22 protein-coding genes are annotated in these 17,246 nt (G+C 37.3%); 4 read left to right on the top strand and 18 right to left on the bottom strand.

From position 1 onward, the window contains the following. Positions 1-25 precede the first annotated feature (25 nt). Positions 26-589: a LacI family DNA-binding transcriptional regulator gene (locus PY770_RS01805; protein WP_225361290.1), complete on the top strand. Its 564-nt coding sequence runs from the start codon at positions 26-28 to the stop codon at positions 587-589. Further along, the gene (locus PY770_RS01800) at positions 540-803 is read left to right on the top strand and encodes a substrate-binding domain-containing protein (RefSeq protein ID WP_275046032.1); all 264 of its coding nucleotides are present in this window, start codon (positions 540-542) and stop codon (positions 801-803) included. The genes PY770_RS01805 and PY770_RS01800 overlap by 50 nt, the downstream gene beginning before the upstream one ends. A 44-nt stretch (positions 804-847) precedes the next feature. Here the strand turns inward: PY770_RS01800 and PY770_RS01795 are convergent, their stop codons facing one another. Continuing rightward, complete coding sequence (locus tag PY770_RS01795; protein ID WP_103423489.1) at positions 848-1,414, bottom strand: hypothetical protein; 567 nt, start codon at positions 1,412-1,414, stop codon at positions 848-850. Between the two features lie 111 nt (positions 1,415-1,525). Between PY770_RS01795 and PY770_RS01790 the strand changes: the two genes are divergently transcribed. Next, the gene (locus PY770_RS01790; protein WP_163601934.1) at positions 1,526-1,792 is read left to right on the top strand and encodes a hypothetical protein; all 267 of its coding nucleotides are present in this window, start codon (positions 1,526-1,528) and stop codon (positions 1,790-1,792) included. 91 nt (positions 1,793-1,883) lie between these two features. Here the strand turns inward: PY770_RS01790 and PY770_RS01785 are convergent, their stop codons facing one another. From PY770_RS01785 to PY770_RS01740, 10 genes are all read right to left on the bottom strand, one after another. Next, entirely contained in the window at positions 1,884-2,399 is a 516-nt protein-coding gene (locus PY770_RS01785) for a GIY-YIG nuclease family protein (protein ID WP_056957721.1), read from the bottom strand. 129 nt (positions 2,400-2,528) lie between these two features. Next, on the bottom strand, positions 2,529-3,143 hold the full coding sequence (locus tag PY770_RS01780; protein ID WP_275046031.1) for a restriction endonuclease subunit S: 615 nt from the start codon (positions 3,141-3,143) through the stop codon (positions 2,529-2,531). Beyond that, positions 3,140-4,732: a type I restriction-modification system subunit M gene (locus tag PY770_RS01775; RefSeq protein ID WP_275046030.1), complete on the bottom strand. Its 1,593-nt coding sequence runs from the start codon at positions 4,730-4,732 to the stop codon at positions 3,140-3,142. The genes PY770_RS01780 and PY770_RS01775 overlap by 4 nt, the downstream gene beginning before the upstream one ends. Continuing rightward, entirely contained in the window at positions 4,725-7,709 is a 2,985-nt protein-coding gene (locus tag PY770_RS01770; protein WP_275046029.1) for a type I restriction endonuclease subunit R, read from the bottom strand. The genes PY770_RS01775 and PY770_RS01770 overlap by 8 nt, the downstream gene beginning before the upstream one ends. Positions 7,710-7,856: 147 nt before the next feature. Then, positions 7,857-8,114, bottom strand: coding sequence for an orotidine 5'-phosphate decarboxylase / HUMPS family protein (locus tag PY770_RS01765; RefSeq protein WP_275046028.1), 258 nt, complete (start codon positions 8,112-8,114; stop codon positions 7,857-7,859). Between the two features lie 136 nt (positions 8,115-8,250). Further along, positions 8,251-8,484 (bottom strand): DUF2922 domain-containing protein, encoded by a 234-nt coding sequence (locus PY770_RS01760; RefSeq protein ID WP_056957720.1) that lies wholly within the window; start codon positions 8,482-8,484, stop codon positions 8,251-8,253. Positions 8,485-8,498: 14 nt separating this feature from the next. After that, the gene (locus tag PY770_RS01755; RefSeq protein ID WP_014081660.1) at positions 8,499-8,702 is read right to left on the bottom strand and encodes a DUF1659 domain-containing protein; all 204 of its coding nucleotides are present in this window, start codon (positions 8,700-8,702) and stop codon (positions 8,499-8,501) included. 76 nt (positions 8,703-8,778) lie between these two features. Beyond that, positions 8,779-9,321, bottom strand: coding sequence for a sigma-70 family RNA polymerase sigma factor (locus tag PY770_RS01750; RefSeq protein ID WP_180993997.1), 543 nt, complete (start codon positions 9,319-9,321; stop codon positions 8,779-8,781). Between the two features lie 67 nt (positions 9,322-9,388). Then, positions 9,389-9,850, bottom strand: coding sequence for a threonine/serine exporter family protein (locus tag PY770_RS01745; RefSeq protein WP_056957718.1), 462 nt, complete (start codon positions 9,848-9,850; stop codon positions 9,389-9,391). 9 nt (positions 9,851-9,859) lie between these two features. Further along, entirely contained in the window at positions 9,860-10,636 is a 777-nt protein-coding gene (locus PY770_RS01740) for a threonine/serine exporter family protein (protein ID WP_275046027.1), read from the bottom strand. 156 nt (positions 10,637-10,792) lie between these two features. On the opposite strand from PY770_RS01740, the gene PY770_RS01735 reads away from it, so the two are divergent. Next, positions 10,793-11,140: a hypothetical protein gene (locus PY770_RS01735; RefSeq protein WP_014081656.1), complete on the top strand. Its 348-nt coding sequence runs from the start codon at positions 10,793-10,795 to the stop codon at positions 11,138-11,140. A 53-nt stretch (positions 11,141-11,193) separates the two neighbouring features. Here PY770_RS01735 and PY770_RS01730 read toward each other — a convergent pair whose 3' ends face one another. The 7 genes from PY770_RS01730 to PY770_RS01700 form a co-directional block, all read right to left on the bottom strand. Then, positions 11,194-12,099, bottom strand: coding sequence for a cation diffusion facilitator family transporter (locus PY770_RS01730; protein ID WP_103428781.1), 906 nt, complete (start codon positions 12,097-12,099; stop codon positions 11,194-11,196). Between the two features lie 34 nt (positions 12,100-12,133). Further along, the gene (locus tag PY770_RS01725; protein WP_103428782.1) at positions 12,134-12,574 is read right to left on the bottom strand and encodes a nucleoside 2-deoxyribosyltransferase; all 441 of its coding nucleotides are present in this window, start codon (positions 12,572-12,574) and stop codon (positions 12,134-12,136) included. 1 nt (position 12,575) lies between these two features. Continuing rightward, complete coding sequence (locus PY770_RS01720) at positions 12,576-12,989, bottom strand: hypothetical protein (protein ID WP_163615500.1); 414 nt, start codon at positions 12,987-12,989, stop codon at positions 12,576-12,578. A 79-nt stretch (positions 12,990-13,068) separates the two neighbouring features. After that, the gene (locus PY770_RS01715; protein ID WP_275046026.1) at positions 13,069-13,809 is read right to left on the bottom strand and encodes a DUF1003 domain-containing protein; all 741 of its coding nucleotides are present in this window, start codon (positions 13,807-13,809) and stop codon (positions 13,069-13,071) included. A gap of 1 nt (position 13,810) precedes the next feature. Continuing rightward, positions 13,811-14,698: an RluA family pseudouridine synthase gene (locus PY770_RS01710; RefSeq protein ID WP_275046025.1), complete on the bottom strand. Its 888-nt coding sequence runs from the start codon at positions 14,696-14,698 to the stop codon at positions 13,811-13,813. Between the two features lie 126 nt (positions 14,699-14,824). Further along, positions 14,825-15,130 (bottom strand): hypothetical protein, encoded by a 306-nt coding sequence (locus PY770_RS01705; RefSeq protein WP_103428783.1) that lies wholly within the window; start codon positions 15,128-15,130, stop codon positions 14,825-14,827. Positions 15,131-15,176: 46 nt separating this feature from the next. Then, positions 15,177-17,237 (bottom strand): heavy metal translocating P-type ATPase, encoded by a 2,061-nt coding sequence (locus PY770_RS01700; protein ID WP_395350143.1) that lies wholly within the window; start codon positions 17,235-17,237, stop codon positions 15,177-15,179. Between the last annotated feature and the right edge of the window lie 9 nt (positions 17,238-17,246).

Here is a 17,246-nt window from a genome sequence, read left to right as displayed (position 1 = left end):
TAACCGATTCTAAAATCAGATGCAAGTGTTTTTTGAAGTTACCGGTAACATGTTTGCCTTCATCTTGTTAGATGATATCAATGAAATTGAACCATATTATGCGCATTTATTGCTGCATTTAACGGATGAATTACGGCAAGCTGGTTACACCTTGGAAATGCGGCACGATCGTAATTTTGATTTAACAAACGTGGATGGTTTCTTAGTCAGTGGCGCTCTCGGATCAGATTTTGAACTCTTGCAGAGTTTAACCGTTCCTGTCGTCATTTATGGTACTGAACCGGTGATCCCGTCAGTGGATATCGCCAATAAGGCCGGCACCCAGTTGGCGACCAACACCCTGCTCGACGCTGGTTATGCGCGCCTGATTTATCTTGGCATCGATATGTCTGAACCATTTGTTGTTAATCGCGAGGTTGGTTACCGTGACGCGATGTTAACAGCTGGTCGGACAACTGAGATATATCATCTGCCAAATGATGAGCACGCAGCCCAAGCCTTTTTAGCCGGCCTTAAACCTGTGTGGCAGCACCGGGATTGTGGCTGCGACAGACCGATTGGGATTAGGTGCATTGCGGGCTGGTCGTAGCCAGAGACTAACAGTGCCCACCGACTTAAGCATTGTTGGTTTCGATGGTATCTATGTCCATCAACTAGCGGAGTTGCCGATTACGACGATTCAGCAACCACTTGCAACCATTGCCCAACATATGTTTGCTTTACTGATGAAGCAATTGGCTGGCGAAACAGTGACATCGGTTTACGTTGTACCAGAATTACTGTACGGGGCTACAACTGCCTAAAAAAGCCGGTGAGACACAAAGTTCCACCGGCTTTTTGGCTATTGTTAGCCCACAAAAATATTCTTACCCAAACTCAACATTTGCAAGTACTCTTCAGATTCACCAGCAATAATAAAGGCCGCATTACCTGATAGCACCGTCAACTTACCAGCGTGTGAACGGGCGTAGACGCGATCAAATAATTTTTCTTGCAACTTAGCACGATTACCGGCCAATTGCTCCAAGTTTTCAATCACCAGGACATCGTAATCGTCATAACGATCCTTGAACTTTTGCGCCCCAACTTGACCACCACGTTGACCAGCTTCATAGTCTTCCATGAATTGTTCAACTTCAACGATGGTCACACCGGTATCGAACGCTTGGTTAATCAAGCGTTCACGGAACTCGTAATTTTCACCACGAACTAAAATCATCTTCAAATGATCATTGTTCATCACATCAGTCGCCGCCCACTTCAATTGACCTGGTACATCGTCAATATTAATGTCTTCATGTTTAACTTCTAATAACTTCGACAACACTTCGATTTGTTGATTCAACCCGGCAACTTGGGCCTTCAAATTCAAAATGACCTGCTCAATTGCTTCTTGATGTTGTGCTTCAACCATAATTGTTGTCCCCCTATCCTAAGTAGTTTGTACCATAAGCACAGCACGCACCCTTGATGTCCTCTTATAATAAGTACTATCTTAATAGCACAATTTCCAGGAGGTCATGATATGAAATACACCCTACTTTACGAACACGCACCACTCTTCAGAAATGACGACTTAGACTTGTTTTTAGCCGACGTCGAGCTTGAGGCGGACATTTGCAACATCCCTTTTGATGAAGCCAAAACCCGCCAACTCATTGCCGACTTAGCGCAGCAATCAGAAGGACTTGCGATTGGCTTTCTTGCCACTTATCCGACGTATGGGCACTATGATGCGCTCGGTCGTGAAATCGACGTGGCATTGGAAATTGCGGTTATCCGCCAAGACTAGACGTACATTTTCTTATCGCGGGCCTGCCAATTGCCATTAGCAGCACTCACACCAATTCGGGTGGCTAAATTCGCCCAAAACTTAATATCAGCTAACGAAACACTCCCCAATCTGATGACAGAACAAGTGTAGATACTAATTTAGTAAAGACGTCTCTGTAAGAGCTTCCTGTATAATACTGTCCACCAAATAACAATGATAAGGCAGAAAATTGGCTTAATTTATCAATATAGCTCTGATTACCTTGGGTATTATTATCTAGTTCGATTTCTGCTCGTTTCATTTTTTCAATTATTTTGCGTTCTAGCAGATCTAACTGTGCTTTTGATAAATGGCCATCTTCGCGGCCAAAAAATATTAATTTATTCCACCAAGGCTTATTAATATAATGTTGCTGCAACCGATTAAAAATAGCATTTGATGCTTGACCTATATATCGTTTATCACCACCTAACAATATATAGATGCCAAGTTTTTTAGACTCATCAATCAACTGAATGCTAGCTAAATCGTCTTTATTCGCAATGACCACAAATGATGGTTCGTCATAGAATATTGAAATGTTATCATTCCCTGACTCTCGGTTGATAAATATGTGATTGGGCATGTGATCATCGACCTATTCTTTAGGCACTATTATACCGCCGAACAAAAAAACAGCCCCCATTATCTAATCACTAGATAATGGGGGTTGTTTTAATAGGTTTTCACAGGGGCGATTTGTAAATTATAGCCCCTATACAAGCATCTTTTGTAAAAAGCCTTTTTTCTGTTCTTTCAACAAATCTAACTTACGCTGATGAAGAGCGATAGTGTCATCTAATTGTTTAAAGAATGAACCGATTTTTTGTTGTTCTTCAGCATTTGGTGTATTAACTAATAAATTACCTACTTGTTCAAGAGAAAGATTAGGTTGCGCACCAACTGTTGGATTACGTCGAATATATTCCTTTACGACGTTTCCAGATAACGATGTAATAAGAAAATTGGCATCAAAATCATACCCTCTTATTATCGCTAGAGCTTGATTAGTATTAGCTGGTAATATTGATTTATTTACAATTGCGGTTCTACCTAATGTACCTGCTATTGAAAATAGAATATCTTTTTCTTCTAATCGAGATCTTTTTAAATAATTGTCATGTTCATTTTGTTTTATTTTATTAATAGGATAAATTTTATCATTGGTTATATTTTCAACTTTAACAAAATTAACATCACCAATACCTGTTTTATCCTTAGGCGTCGTTCCTTTAGTAATTAACTTAGTATATTGACCTAACTTACGCTCTTCCCAAGCGTCAGTAAAGCCCTTGAACCGAATTCTCGGGGTCATTTTTTTATTTTTCATTTGAACAACTCCTTGATTTTATCAAGCTGCTGTTGAGCGTCAGTGTCAGTACCTACTAATTCGTCCAACATTGAACCAATTTCACCATTTAATCGTTCGATTTCAGCATCCGTTTCCTTCATATCTTTCACTAATTTATCTACATCTACTGGTGGTTCTGGTTCAAAAGTATCTACATAACGTGGAATGTTAAGATTATAGTCATTTTCTTTAATTTCAGCTAGTGAAGCCACGTGTGCATACTTATCAACGTTTTCACGTTTCTTATACGTTTCAACAATCTTCTTAACATTTTCATCCGTTAAAACATTTTGATTCCGTTCTTTATCAAATTCCCGACTAGCATCAATAAACATGATGTTATCGTCAATTTTATCCTTTTTCAGAATCATAATGACCGTTGGAATCGAAGTTGAATAGAAAATATTAGCCGGTAACCCAATGACAGCGTCAATCTGATTTTTCGCAATTAACTCTTCTCTGATTTTACCTTCTGCTGCTCCCCGGAATAAAACTCCGTGAGGTAACACAATTCCCATCGTTCCCGTTGGTTTCAAGTGATATAACCCATGTAATAAGAATGCATAGTCAGCTTTTGATTTAGGTGCTAAGCGACCATAATCACGAAAACGTGGATCACTCATCCGATCTTTATTGTTATCCCAATGAGCTGAATATGGTGGGTTCATAACGACGGCGTCAAATTGGTATGGTTCTTCAGTTGGCCAATCGATATCTAAAGTATCACCATTATGCACGTGAATATCTTCGTAACTAACCCCATGAAGCATCAAGTTCATGCGGGCCAAGTTATAAGTGGTGGTGTTCAATTCTTGTCCATGGTAACTAATTGGGTAATCACCGGTAACTTGAGCAGCAACTGTTAATAGCAATGAACCAGAACCCATGGTTGGATCATAAACACTCCGAAGTTGTTCATCACCAGATTTATGATTAATCGTCACAATTTGAGCAATGATTTCACTAACTGTTCGTGGCGTATAGAATTCTCCGGCTTTCTTACCCGCACTCATCGCAAAAGAACTAATTAGATATTCGTAAGCATCCCCTAAGACATCGCGATCTTCATTAAAGTTGATATCCTTTAAAGCTAAAATGACATCATTAATGATTTGACTAGGATTCTTTCCTAAACGATTAGAATCTAAATCAATATCATCGAATAATCCTTCAAAGTCTGATTCGGCAGGATGACCCTTTACAGATTGTTCTAAATTAAATAAAGCCTGCTTTAAATCTGAAATTTGAAAATGATGCTTTTGAATCCGATCTACGATTGAGTCAAATAAATCTTCTGGGGCAATAATATATCCATTATCGTCATAAAGAGCTGACACAATGTCATCATGTTGTTCTGCCCAGTAGTTTTTGTAAACTTCAATCGGGTTTTCTGTTTCTCCAGTAGCATCCATAACTGCTTGTAAGGTTTTTTCACTCAAGAAACGATAGAAAATTAAACCTAATAAATAATTTTTGTATTCACTAGCGTCCATCTTGCCCCGCAACACATTTGCTGAATTCCATAACGCATTTTCTAATGATTTTGACTTTGTTTCCGTTTTATCCATTGTTGTTACCTCCAAATAGTTTTAAATCTTGACTGATAAATTCACGCCATTCTTTTTGAATGACACCTTTATAGTTCAATAAATTCTTAAATTCATGACCGTTTGCTTCAGCTTGTTCCTTATTAGCCGTCATTTTAAGTTCTTTTTCGTGAGTAAATTCACCATTTGCTTCATAACTAGTGACCAAGCGATTCAATAAATCTTCATCAAGTCCCCATTCCTGAGCAAAATTTTTAATAGCAACTTGTTTTTGTTGATTTTGGTGTAAAGCATAGCGAGCAGCTGCATCGTAGTCTTTATCAAACTTTTGTCCAGATCCTTTTTCAGATTCAATGAATTTTTGAATGTTTTGGGCTTCCACAGTTTTCCCAGCTTTTTCATACTTCGCCATCGCTTCTTGATATTCTTTTTGTGCAACAGAATCATCTTGGCGTTTCAAAGCTTTAGTTGCCAAACTCAAAATATATTCTTTATCAATCTTCATGTTGGTAATATATACATCATCAAAATCAAAGCGGAGTTGAATGGGATCCTCTTCTTCATCCTCGTTATCTTCCTGATTAGTGACTGCTTCTTTGATATTTTGAAAAGCACCTTGATAGTGATCATATTCGTCATCAGAAATGTCGTAATCAGCAGCTTGTTCCTCCCAGTTAAATTCAGAATAAGAACTGATGTATTTTAATTGTTTCGCCATTTCCCTAAAACGACTCAAATATTCAATTTGATCGTCCATACTTTCACCTTCAAGTGCATCCGCCACTTCAGGAGTCGGAACATAACGTTTTAATTCATCTACCGTTTTCTTAAATTCTTGTTGCATTTGAGCAAAGTCCGGACGAAAAACACGACTGAAAGAACCTTCTCCAGCATATTTTTCAAAGGCATCTTTAGTGCGTTCTTCCATTAATTTTGGACGACGAAAGACCACAATGTTTCCTTCAGACTTATCTTTACTATAAATTCGATTAGTTCTGGCATAGGCTTGAATTAATCCTTGATATTGCATTAATTTATCCATATATAATGCATTTAACCGAGGAGCATCAAATCCAGTTAATAGTCGATTAACAACAATCGTTAAATCAATTTCTTGATCTGGACTTAGATGTTGATATTGACCTTCAGTACGTGCGGTTCGCTTTGCAACATCATCAATATAAATTCCAATATTATCTAAGTTAAATGTACTTTCTGAATTAGAATATTGTAATGAATAATCTTTCATTGCTTCGACTAAACCAGCACGTTGCTTTTCATTTTCATCACCGTTTTCGTTAATCGAGTAAGTAATGGCAACCTTAAGTGGACGATTACTATCTTTATTCTTTTCTTTAAACAATTTATAAAAAGCTAAGGCTTGATCAATATTAGAAGTGGCTAATAAGGCATTGAATTTTCCATCTTTAGACTTTCGTTTCCAATTTCGATAAATCCAGTTCACAACTTTATCACGATAAGTTTGTGCTTCTTCAGAATCACCTTCATAAACAGAATCGGGCAATCTGTTTTCACTTTCAAAATCATCATTTTCGTTTTGAGCTTGCACTAAAGAAACGTATTCGGCATTAAAATCTAAAATAGCATGATCATTTAGGGCATTACCGATATTGTAGCGATGTAATTCTGGCCCAAATTGGCTTTCAGTCGTTTGATCTTGAGCCGTTTTATTAAAATCAAAGATTGGAGTTCCAGTAAATCCATACCAATTTTGATTAGGAAAGGCTTGGCGAATTACGCGTTGCATATCACCAAATTGAGAGCGATGTGCTTCATCAACAATGAAAATGAAACGTTTGTTATTAATAACATTATCTAAAGGACCTTTTTTACCTTCGTCATGAGCTTTATTATTTCTATCAATCGCAATCTTCATTTTATTGATGGTTGTTGTTATTACACCATTCTTTGATTCTTTAAGTTTTCTAATTAAATCTCTGGTATTATTAGTTTCAAAAATCGTATCATCACTGTTATTGGCAAATACAGTAAAGTTTTTACCAGATTGATTATCAAGTTCTTTACGATCAGACATAAATACAACTTGATTATGGGGATCACGTTGTATTAAGGTTGCCGTTTTGTAGGCCGTTAAAGTTTTACCTGAACCAGTTGCGTGCCAAACGTAACCATCTTCATGTTTAGCGGCAGCTTCTCTAACAGCCTTAACTGCATGAATTTGATATGGACGAAGCACTTTTAATACATCGCCATCAACTACCATATAATTACTAATAATGTTATGAGCCATCGGAATTTTTAAGAATTCTTCGGTAAACTGTTCCCAATTTCTGACTGGCGTATTTTTCTTATCTAACCATTGAAAGAAGAATTTATCATTAAACATGTCAGCTGATTTTTCGTTGGCAAAGTAACGAACTGCATTTTGTTTAATTACAACAAATAATTGTACTGATGAAAATAATCCATCATATTTATTTTCTGCTTTGTATTTCTTAATTTGGTTTGATGCTTGTTTTAAGTTAACATCAAGTCGTTTTTCTTCAATTTGAATTAGAGGAAGTCCATTAAATAACAAAGTCACATCAAAACGACGATTAGGACTACTCAAATCATCTTCTTTACCTGGACGAATTGCCTGACGCACAACTTCATAACGCATCCGTCCTCCAGCAATATCATCACGCCAAAAAACTTTGAGGTTAATCTTGCCTTCTTCGGGATTGTCACGTGCCACTGTAAGTTCAGCGACGTATCCATTGGTGAGAAAATCGTTCATTTCAGTAGGTGTCATCGCTGATATTTTCCGCATTACTTCGGAGAATTCATTATCGGTTAATTCAACCCCATGTAATTGTTCTCGATTATTTTGATTTAAAATTTCACGAAAATGATCTTCCAGTTGTTGTGGAGTAGCATCGTCTAACTTTTTGACATGTGTCCAGCCATTATGTGTTAACTTATCGACTAAGTCAGCTTCAAAATCAAGCTCACTTGAGGTATATTTAGATACCATATTTTATCCTCTATAAATTATTATTAATATGTACTTAAGATTTTATTGATATTTCATTAGCTTAATTATATCAAACTTACACTTGTTGTGAGGGTTAGGATGGTTTCCATCAAAAAAAGACCCTCAACCGAGGGTCTTTCCTTTATTCTAAATTAACATGTCGATCTTTTCAGCACCATATTTAACGGCTTGATTTACTTCATAGGCAGCAACATCCATAATTTTTAAATCAGCAAATAAAGTAATGTCAGGAAATTGTTTTCTGATTTTAGCTAAACATTCTAGACCAAAGTTAATTACCAATGGAGTACCGTATTCAAAAATATCGATACTGTCCTTTGTTTTTTTAATTAATTTAATTGCACCATCTACATCTTCTAAATCGATAGCAAGTTGAATTTTCATAATTTTGTTCCTCCTCTAATTTCAATGGGTAATAAGTGTCCCACTGATTTCAAAGGTTCAAAAATAATTGGTTTATAACGCCGTGCACACAAAAAGGCCGATATCCACAGATATCGACCTTTTCGTTTACCTAAACCTATGCAGTTTTCTTGCTATCATCAAAAATTGGATAATTCTTGTTGTCCAGGTAACGAGCACTCACTGGAGTGGCGTATAGTTTAACGCCATCTTTTTGAAACATTTCCAAAGCTGAGATGCGTTCCATTAAGGCTTTTGCACTAGTTTCAGTTAAATCTTGCTTAGCATAATTGAATTTAATAGTGCGTACTTTGTGTTCTTCTGATTTAAAAATAAATTCTAAAATTTTCATAAGTTATTCTCCTCTTATTCAGCGATTACGCTTGAGTTATTTACAACAATTTTTTGGACTGCTTCACCTGATAAGTCAGACAAAATTGCACCGAATTTGGCAAGTTGTTCATCAGAAATGTTGTCTACTAAGTTTGCGTAGTTTACTTTACGTCCCTTAAGATGTGCTTCCCCAACCATTGTGAATGTTGCCGTAGTCTTTAACCAGTTCTTTTTCATATTCTTTTTTCTCCTCTTTGTAGGTATCATCATATTTGTAATCAGTTGGCCAACCCTTACATATACTAGTAACGAATTAGCCATCCAATGTGTTACCCCAAATTGGTTTTATTTTTGTTTTAATTTGATTGCGCCACACGTACAGTGTTTTTCGTGAGACTTTTAAATCTTCAGATAACTGTGACATCGTCTTGCCTTCCAGGTATAGTCCGCGGATTAATAACTGTTCTTTTTCATTTAAGACTGCTAACACGTTATTAAAAATTAGCTTGGTTTCGACATCCGCTAATGCTTCATCATCAAAGGATAGGTTGGTTAGTGTTTCTACCCCCCCCCGCAAAATCGGCGTACTGACGCGGGTTGAGCGCCTTAACTTATCTAATAAGCGCCATTTGACAGACTGATAAATATAGCTCAACATCTGTTTTTCGTCGTCTCGTTGGTCGGGATATTTTTGGTATGCATCCACAAATTCGAGTCGTCCTTCTTGCACTAAATCTTGATAATGTTCATGCCACGGTCTGACGTTTAAACGTTTCAGTACCCCAAACACAACCACCTCATGATCACCTTCTAACATAAAATCAAAAGCCGTTTGATAATCGGTTTTATTATCCAAATAAAAAAATCTCCTGTCTGATAGTTTCTGACAAGAGATACGCATAAATTTTATTATTTAATTTTTCTTAAGCCGTTTTCCGTCTCCGTTTCATACTCCGCATCGAATAATTAAACAACTGAATCACTAATTCAGCTAGTAAGAAGCCCATGGCAAGTGATCCGGCAATCATTAAAACTTGCATCAAGAAGCCAAAGGCCACGCGTGGTTTATTCATCGCAATGTTTTTCATAACTTGGTAAGCCTGACCTCCAGGAACTAGTGGCACCAAAGCCGGAATGTTAAAGATAATAACTGGAGCTTTTTTGATACGGGCCGCAATCATTCCAAAGATTCCGAGGGTAAACGCACCTAAGACGTTGCCACCAACGTACCCGCCAATATATGTATAGTAAGCTAAATAAACTAAGTAGCCGGCAACCCCAACAATTCCCCCATCGTTCAGGTATTTCGGTGATACGTTAATTAAAACCGCAAATCCTAAGGTTGCCACATATACACCGGCAATAATAATTAATAAATGTACCATTTCATTCACCTACCCTAACCAAATCAAAGAGAATGCAACCCCGAATCCTAGTGCACACGCACATATTAAAGCTTCAATGCCTCGAGCGGGACCACTAATCAAGTTTCCAGAAATCAAATCCCGAAACGAGTTGGTAATTTGCACTCCGGAAACTAACGGCATTACGGATCCAATGATAATGTTATCGGTACTTTGACCGAGACCAATATGAACCGCAAAAATCGCCATTGCTCCGATTGAAGCGGCAGCCATAAATTCACTAATAAAACTGGCTTGCACGCGGGTGGAAATCACGCTAAAGATTACCCAACCCAACATTCCAACTAGACAAGTAATGAAGAAATCATGAATATCGTTATTGAAAACGACAGAAATACATCCAGAGATTAAGGCGGCGGAGAGCATCATCATACAATAAGGATAATAAAGTCCAAAGCGATTAATTTTATTCAATAAGTTATAAAAACGTCCGATTGAAATTTTACCTTGCGCATAGTCACGAGATAAGCGGTTCACGGCCGCAATTCGCCGTAAATTAAAGGTTCGTTTCTCAATTTCTTTAATTTGCGCTCCCGCTTCATCATTGGCCGAAATCATAATCCCAGTAATGGTTACGTAGGCATTTAAATCATTTAAGCCAGCGTTTTTCGCAATTCGTTTGATGGTATCAGACACTCGATTTAATTCGGACCCGTTTTCAATTAAAATCGTACCCGCTAACAGGCAAGTTTGGACTACTTTATTTTTATATTCTTTGGATTTTTTTACTGGTTCTGTTTCAGTCATGTGGCCACCAACTTTCTTCATGTTCTTTTAGGATACCAAAAAAATGCCTGTTTTTGTATCCATTTTCCAATTCCTTTTCAAAATTATTTTACGTAATCGTCACTTACCGCTATAATTAGAATATACATTACTGTTTCAAATCCAGGAGGAATTAGCATGAGCGACAATCTATCATTCAATGATTTAAACGAACAGGCACAAATGAAAGCCATTACTGGTTTTATGCCATTTTACGGCAAGTTATTAGCTAACAACGAATTAGACGTAATGACTACTTTTGACTTTGATCATGTCATGGCTGACATTAACCGGACTATCAAAACCGTTAGCAACAAGACTCCAGAAGAAATTTACTCATACGTAATTAACTTTAATTCCGCTGCAATTCATGACTTAGTTAACGAATTACCTCAAACTTACTTCGACAACGGTAACCCTATGACTGATTGGTCAGAATGGTACGTTGATGAAGCTAACAGATTAGATCCAGATGCAACGCTTTAATTAACTGCATGCAAAAAGCCCGCCACTTCACTGTGACGAGCTTTTTTTGTTGGTTAAATATCTTTTTTCGAACTATAAAAGAAATCTTCATTTTCGCCCCGCACCGTTTCGGGCTGAATCGTAATATGGTCAATCCCATATTTGGTGGTCAATAAATGATTAATTTTATCGTAGATTTCTTGAACTTGGCTTAAACGTAAATCATCCATATTAACATGAGCTGAGAAAACCACACTGTTTTCATCAACCATTAAAGCGTGCACGTGATGAACACATTTCACACCATCGATTGCTAACAAATCTTGATGAATGGCCTTGTAATCTAAATTAGGTGCACATTCCATCAAAATTCCAACTGACTTGCGAATTACAGGCCAGCTTTCCCACATAATGTAGCAAGCCACTGCAATTGTAATCAATGGATCAATAATAGTCCAGTTAAAGAACGTAATCAAAATGGCCCCAATGATAATCCCAAATGATGATAATGCATCACTTAGTAAATGAAGATAGGTCGCCTTCATGTTCAAATTATGCTCTGCACCCTTACTTAATAAAATAGTTGAAAGAGTATTGGCAACCGTTCCAACTACGGCAACAACTAACATAATGACCCCATCCACTTTTTCGGGATGTTGAATTCGATCAATCGCTTCGATAATCAAAAAGAGAGAAATTACTACCAAAAAGATTGAATTAAATAATGCTGATAAAATTTGAGCACGTTTGAATCCATAAGTATTGGTTTTGGTTTGTTTCCGTTGGCTAATTACGTGAGCCCCATAACTAAAGATAATCGACAAAGAATCTCCAAGGTTGTGAATCGCATCTGATAGTAGTGACAAACTACCAGAGAAAATTCCACCTAAAAATTCCACAATTGTAATCACAGCATTTAAAACCGTGACTTCAAAGAACCGTTTTCCCGATAATTCTGCGTTATGTTCATGTTCGCTCATTTATAAGTCTCCTTCACATTCGACTTTGTTTCAATTAAATAAATTCGCCATTATATTCACTGATTGGCATCTTCTTAAAATCATAGTTTTCCACTTCTTCACCGGTTTTAAGGTAAGCATGGAGACTTTCTGAAATCATTAAGTTAACCATATTGTCTTTTTGTTGGAAAACCACGACTGGTTTACCCATGGCAACGGCTGCTCCAATTTCGTAAGCAGTTCCACTATCAACGTTTGGGCCTTCAAAATCAATCACAGCTAAAACAGCATCCGCTGCTTCAATGTTTTCGATATCACGTTGGTAAATTTCTTTAGCCCAAGGTTTTGTGAATTCTTCATTTTCAGCTTCTTGGTGTTTTCGTGGTGAATAAAAATCAGCCACCGTTGGGTTATTGGTTAAAGCTTTTTCGACCATTTCAATTCTAGTAATTTGTTCTTCACTAAAAAATGGACTTGCTAAATAGATTTGAGCCATCTTAGTCCTCCTCATTTTCTGCGACAATCCGCCAAGTACCTTCATCTGTTTTTTCTAGTTGTTCAAGATAAGCTAAAACTGCTTCTGCACGAGTTTGATCGTGTTTTTCAAGAAGGTTTAATCCAGCTCCCGTATTCATTGGTTGACTTAAATTAAAATCACCATCAGACTCTAAATCTCCTTGCGAAAATGCCATGACCGTTTCACCAGTAGCAATCTTCGTGATAATGAAAAACAATGTAAAATCATCATCGGCTGTCATATAAACTGGCAGCGCCCAAATCTTGGGTGAAATTTCCATCATTTCGTAATTCTCGAAATGGTATTTTGCATGATTTTCTTCAGTCACTGGTTCGGCTAAAGTAAACATCATCTTATCAAAGGCTTTGGTGCCTAATTTAATGTTATCTTCCACTGAAAGTCCTCCTAAACAGTTCTTACAAATATTTTAGCATATTATTTTAAGAAAGAATTAATAATTATTAACTTTAACTTTATCTTTGACCCTTTAATTCTCGAATATCATGATGTAATTCATTAACTTCACGTTGTAATTCGCTAATCATTTTTAATTGAATTTGAGCAATCGAAATGGCATGTGGCATTTGTTCTCGTGAAAGTAAATCTAATTTAGCGTGTAAAATCCGTAATTCTTGTTCAGATTTCAAGCTTACATGATAATCATTTTCGGCATTCATCCGATCTAAATCAGCAGCTCGGTTTTGACTCATTAAAATAATGGGTGCTTGAATCGCAGCCACACAACTCAAAAATAAATTTAACAAGATAAAGGGATATTTATCAAAGTGAATCCCAAACAATTGCATTCCATTTAGAATCATCCACGTCGCTAAAATGATAAGAAAAATAATGATGAACGTCCAACTTCCGCCAAACCGCGCAACAGCATTAGCAATCTTTTCACCCACCGTCAAACTGTGTTTCATCACATCATTAACGTCGGTAATTTTGAAATTGGCTTTAGTCATCGTTTTGGCTAACCGGCGATCAAGTTTTATTAATTTTTTATGGTCATCTTGCACTAAAGTATCAACGTGTTGCAAAGTATAATGCAAAATATCCCGATTACAAACAAAATCTGTCGACTTTATTTTTGGATGCTTAACTCGAATAATTCTTTGAACTGGGGCGGCTAACTCAGAAAATAATTCCCCTTCACTCAGTGAGAAATGTTTTCCGTCTAGGTAGCAAGTTTGTAAATCGTCATTTTTCATGCTATTTTCCTTCTTCCATTACCGTTTGCATGTCAGCTGGAATTGGTGCTTGAAATTCCAAAGTTTGCTTTTGAAAGGGATCAACAAACTTTAAACTTTCAGCGTGGAGGGCTTGTCGTTCAATTCCGAAGTTCATTGGTCCATGATAAAGTTCATCACCGAGTAACGGCTTTCCTTGGTGGGTAAAATGAACTCGGATTTGATGGGTTCGCCCCGTATGTAATTTAACTTCCACAACTGTGGCATTCTGCAAGCGTTTTTTAACCCAGTATTCGGTTTTTGACGACTTCCCTTGCTCGGTAACTTCCCGATAGAAATGATCATCAACGCGACCAATTGGTAAATCAATTATCCCGTGTTCATCAGCTACTTGACCTTTGACAATCGCTAAGTAACGTTTATCAATGGTTTTATTAGCCAGTTGTTGATTGGCATAGCTGTTGGCTAATCGATTTTTAGCCACTAACACGACGCCACTCGTAAAACGATCCAATCGCGTAATAATGTGGGGGCGTAAATCAATCGCTTTTTCATCAATTAAATGGCCCTTAATCCGATTTACTAAGGTATCTGTTGAATTAGCGGGACCAGGGACAGTCGTCAATCCCGCTGGTTTATTGATGACTAGCCAATTGTCATCTTCATATAAAATATCTGTTGGCTCATGACTAACGGTAACTTGGGGATCAGCTGCTTCGGGCGGAAAAGTGACCGTTACCACTTCTTGTGGTTCAATTTCACGATTAGCGGGAATACTTTGCCCTTGAATTTGAAAGCTAGCTGCATTTTCTTTCAAAGTTTGATACATTCGATGGCTAACGCCATGTTCCGTGACCAATTTCTTTAATGAAATTGGTTGCTGCTCGTCATTTTTCCATTCCACTCGCATGCTAATCTCCCTTTAATTTAATTCGGCTTTTTGTTACCTCAATCTTAACAAAGTGTATTAGGTGTCACAATCAATTTTAGGTAATAAAAAACTCCCCAAATAAATTGGAGAGTTTTTACACTTTAATTAATCTTGATCATTAAAGACCCCAGAAGTAATTAAATAATTGTAAGCATCGTCTGCTTTTTTGTAAACATGTTCTTTCGTGTCGTTCCAGTCTTTAGAAATTACCATTCCAGTATCTGAAAGATAGTTAGTAAAAGCTCGAACAGCAACCGCATCTTCACCTTGAGGAACTACTTTGGCACATTGTTGTAAAGTACCAGCATCATCAATGGTTCCCATGATATTAGCATCGTCGCTACCTTTTTTCACTTGAAGGCCAGCATTTTCAGCTAACTTTAAAACTTCTGCATAAACTTTATTATTCATTATAATCACCTATCATTTTTTATTTGCTTACCTTTAGTTTTACCGATTATCTGCGCATATGCAATGTTAATGCATTAATTGCCACGATAATTGTTGAAAGTGACATGATAATGGCACCGATTGCAGGTGATAAAACAATTCCAATTGGTGCTAAAACTCCGGCAGCTAATGGCATGGCAATAATGTTATAACCAGACCCCCACCAAAGGTTTTGAATCATCTTACGATTAGTAGCTTTAGCAAGGTCAATGAAATCAATGATATCTTCTGGATCACTCTTAACCAAAACCACATCAGCTGAATCAATTGCTACGTCAGTTCCAGCTCCAATGGCAACTCCGATGTTAGCACGTGACAAGCTAGGAGCATCGTTCACCCCATCACCAACCATCATGACATCATTTCCTTTAGCTTGATATTCTTTAATAATTTCTTCTTTTTGACCTGGTAATAATTGAGCTTTGTAAGCAATGTCACCTAATTCATGAGCGACGCGTTTGGCAGCTAAATCATTATCTCCAGTTAGCATAACTGGCACAATGTGCATGGCGCGAAGGTGTTTAACTAATTCAAAGGAAGCGGGACGAATCACGTCTCCTTGAGCGACAATTCCTAAGACTTGGTCACCACTAATCAAGTAACTAACTGAATTACCTTGACCAGCTAATTTATCAAATTGGGCTTGATCATAAGCCATGTTGTGAGCTTTAAGATAAGCAGCGGTAACAATCGCATAGTCTTTACCAGCAATCGTTCCTTTGACTCCAACCCCTTGCATAATATCAACGTTTTGGGCTGGAACAACGGTTACCCCTTCTTTTTTAGCAGTGCGAACTAAGCCAACTGCTAAAGGATGACTCGAATTGACTTCGAGGTCAGCTAGAATTTGGAGAACTTCCTGTTTTGTTAAATCAGAAAGTGATTCCAAAGCATTAACGGTAAAGACCCCTTCTGTTAAGGTTCCAGTTTTGTCCATAAAGACGTAACTAAGTTTTTTCACTGCTTCAATTGATTGACGATTTCTAATTAACAAACCATTTTGCGCAGCAATTGAAGTACTTCGAGCAATCACTAATGGAACAGCTAATCCTAAAGCATGAGGACATGCAATTACTAAGACTGTTACCATCCGTTCTAATCCATAACTAAAGCCACTGATAATTGTCCAAACAATTAAGGCTAAAATTCCGATTGATAAGGCACTGTAGAATAACCATCGTGAAACGCGATCAGCTACAGTTTCCGCTTTTGATTTTTCTTTTTGCGCATCTGCCACTAATTCAATTACTTGGGCAAGATATCCATTTTTACCAGTTGCCGTAACTTTAACGGTTAACGCACCATCACCATTAATAGAACCACCAATTACTTTGCTATCAACCTTTTTGGTAACGGCTTTTGATTCACCAGTGACTAAAGCTTCATTAACAGCGCTAGTTCCTTTAATAACCACTCCATCAGTGGGAATCTTTTCCCCGGCTTGAACTAAGACTTCTTCACCAACCATTAAGTCACTTAAGGGTACATCTTTAGTCGAACCATCTGGTTGAATTAGGTGGGCAGTGTTAGGAAGTAAGGCAGCCATTTTTTTCACCGCGCTCCCCGCACTCATTACGGCACTCATTTCAATCCAGTGACCCAATAACATGATGACAATTAAACTTGCTAATTCCCAAAAGAAATTCATAACCATGACATGTTTATCTACAAAGGTATTCATAATAAAGGAATAAACACTGTAAATGTAAGCCACACTAATTCCCATGGAAATCAAGGTCATCATAGCAGGTGCCTTGGCTTTTAGTTCTTCTTTGGCTCCACTAAAGAATGGTTGTCCTCCATAGAAGAATAAAATCGTCGCTAAGACTAAAACCACCCATTGTGATCCAGGAAAAGTAAGTTGAAATGGTAAAACAATTCCCATAAATGGTGAAAGTAATAAAATTGGAATCGCCAAAATTAGGGAAATCCAAAAGCGACGTTTAAAATTATCCATGTGCATCATGTGACCGCCGCCCATATCCATCATGTCATCGTGTTTCATGTTCATGTGATGATCCATTTTCATCGAATGGTCCATGTGCATGTCTTGCTTATTCATATCCATTTTGAAACC

This window comes from Fructilactobacillus sanfranciscensis (assembly GCF_029023685.1).
GTDB lineage: Bacteria > Bacillota > Bacilli > Lactobacillales > Lactobacillaceae > Fructilactobacillus > Fructilactobacillus sanfranciscensis.
This window is presented reverse-complemented; position numbering and strand designations above follow the sequence as displayed.

Coding starts and splice junctions, on each gene's coding strand:
- PY770_RS01760 (WP_056957720.1), bottom strand. CDS start 8,484: ATGAAAATTTTAGAATTTATTTTTAAATCAGAAGAACACAAAGTACGC.
- PY770_RS01780 (WP_275046031.1), bottom strand. CDS start 3,143: ATGAAAAATAAAAAAATGACCCCGAGAATTCGGTTCAAGGGCTTTACT.
- PY770_RS01715 (WP_275046026.1), bottom strand. CDS start 13,809: ATGAAAAATGACGATTTACAAACTTGCTACCTAGACGGAAAACATTTC.
- PY770_RS01785 (WP_056957721.1), bottom strand. CDS start 2,399: ATGCCCAATCACATATTTATCAACCGAGAGTCAGGGAATGATAACATT.
- PY770_RS01765 (WP_275046028.1), bottom strand. CDS start 8,114: ATGAAAATTCAACTTGCTATCGATTTAGAAGATGTAGATGGTGCAATT.
- PY770_RS01790 (WP_163601934.1), top strand. CDS start 1,526: ATGAAATACACCCTACTTTACGAACACGCACCACTCTTCAGAAATGAC.
- PY770_RS01745 (WP_056957718.1), bottom strand. CDS start 9,850: ATGGTACATTTATTAATTATTATTGCCGGTGTATATGTGGCAACCTTA.
- PY770_RS01775 (WP_275046030.1), bottom strand. CDS start 4,732: ATGGATAAAACGGAAACAAAGTCAAAATCATTAGAAAATGCGTTATGG.
- PY770_RS01730 (WP_103428781.1), bottom strand. CDS start 12,099: ATGAGCGAACATGAACATAACGCAGAATTATCGGGAAAACGGTTCTTT.
- PY770_RS01770 (WP_275046029.1), bottom strand. CDS start 7,709: ATGGTATCTAAATATACCTCAAGTGAGCTTGATTTTGAAGCTGACTTA.
- PY770_RS01705 (WP_103428783.1), bottom strand. CDS start 15,130: ATGAATAATAAAGTTTATGCAGAAGTTTTAAAGTTAGCTGAAAATGCT.
- PY770_RS01700 (WP_395350143.1), bottom strand. CDS start 17,237: ATGGATATGAATAAGCAAGACATGCACATGGACCATTCGATGAAAATG.
- PY770_RS01735 (WP_014081656.1), top strand. CDS start 10,793: ATGAGCGACAATCTATCATTCAATGATTTAAACGAACAGGCACAAATG.
- PY770_RS01710 (WP_275046025.1), bottom strand. CDS start 14,698: ATGCGAGTGGAATGGAAAAATGACGAGCAGCAACCAATTTCATTAAAG.
- PY770_RS01755 (WP_014081660.1), bottom strand. CDS start 8,702: ATGAAAAAGAACTGGTTAAAGACTACGGCAACATTCACAATGGTTGGG.
- PY770_RS01740 (WP_275046027.1), bottom strand. CDS start 10,636: ATGACTGAAACAGAACCAGTAAAAAAATCCAAAGAATATAAAAATAAA.
- PY770_RS01795 (WP_103423489.1), bottom strand. CDS start 1,414: ATGGTTGAAGCACAACATCAAGAAGCAATTGAGCAGGTCATTTTGAAT.
- PY770_RS01725 (WP_103428782.1), bottom strand. CDS start 12,574: ATGGCTCAAATCTATTTAGCAAGTCCATTTTTTAGTGAAGAACAAATT.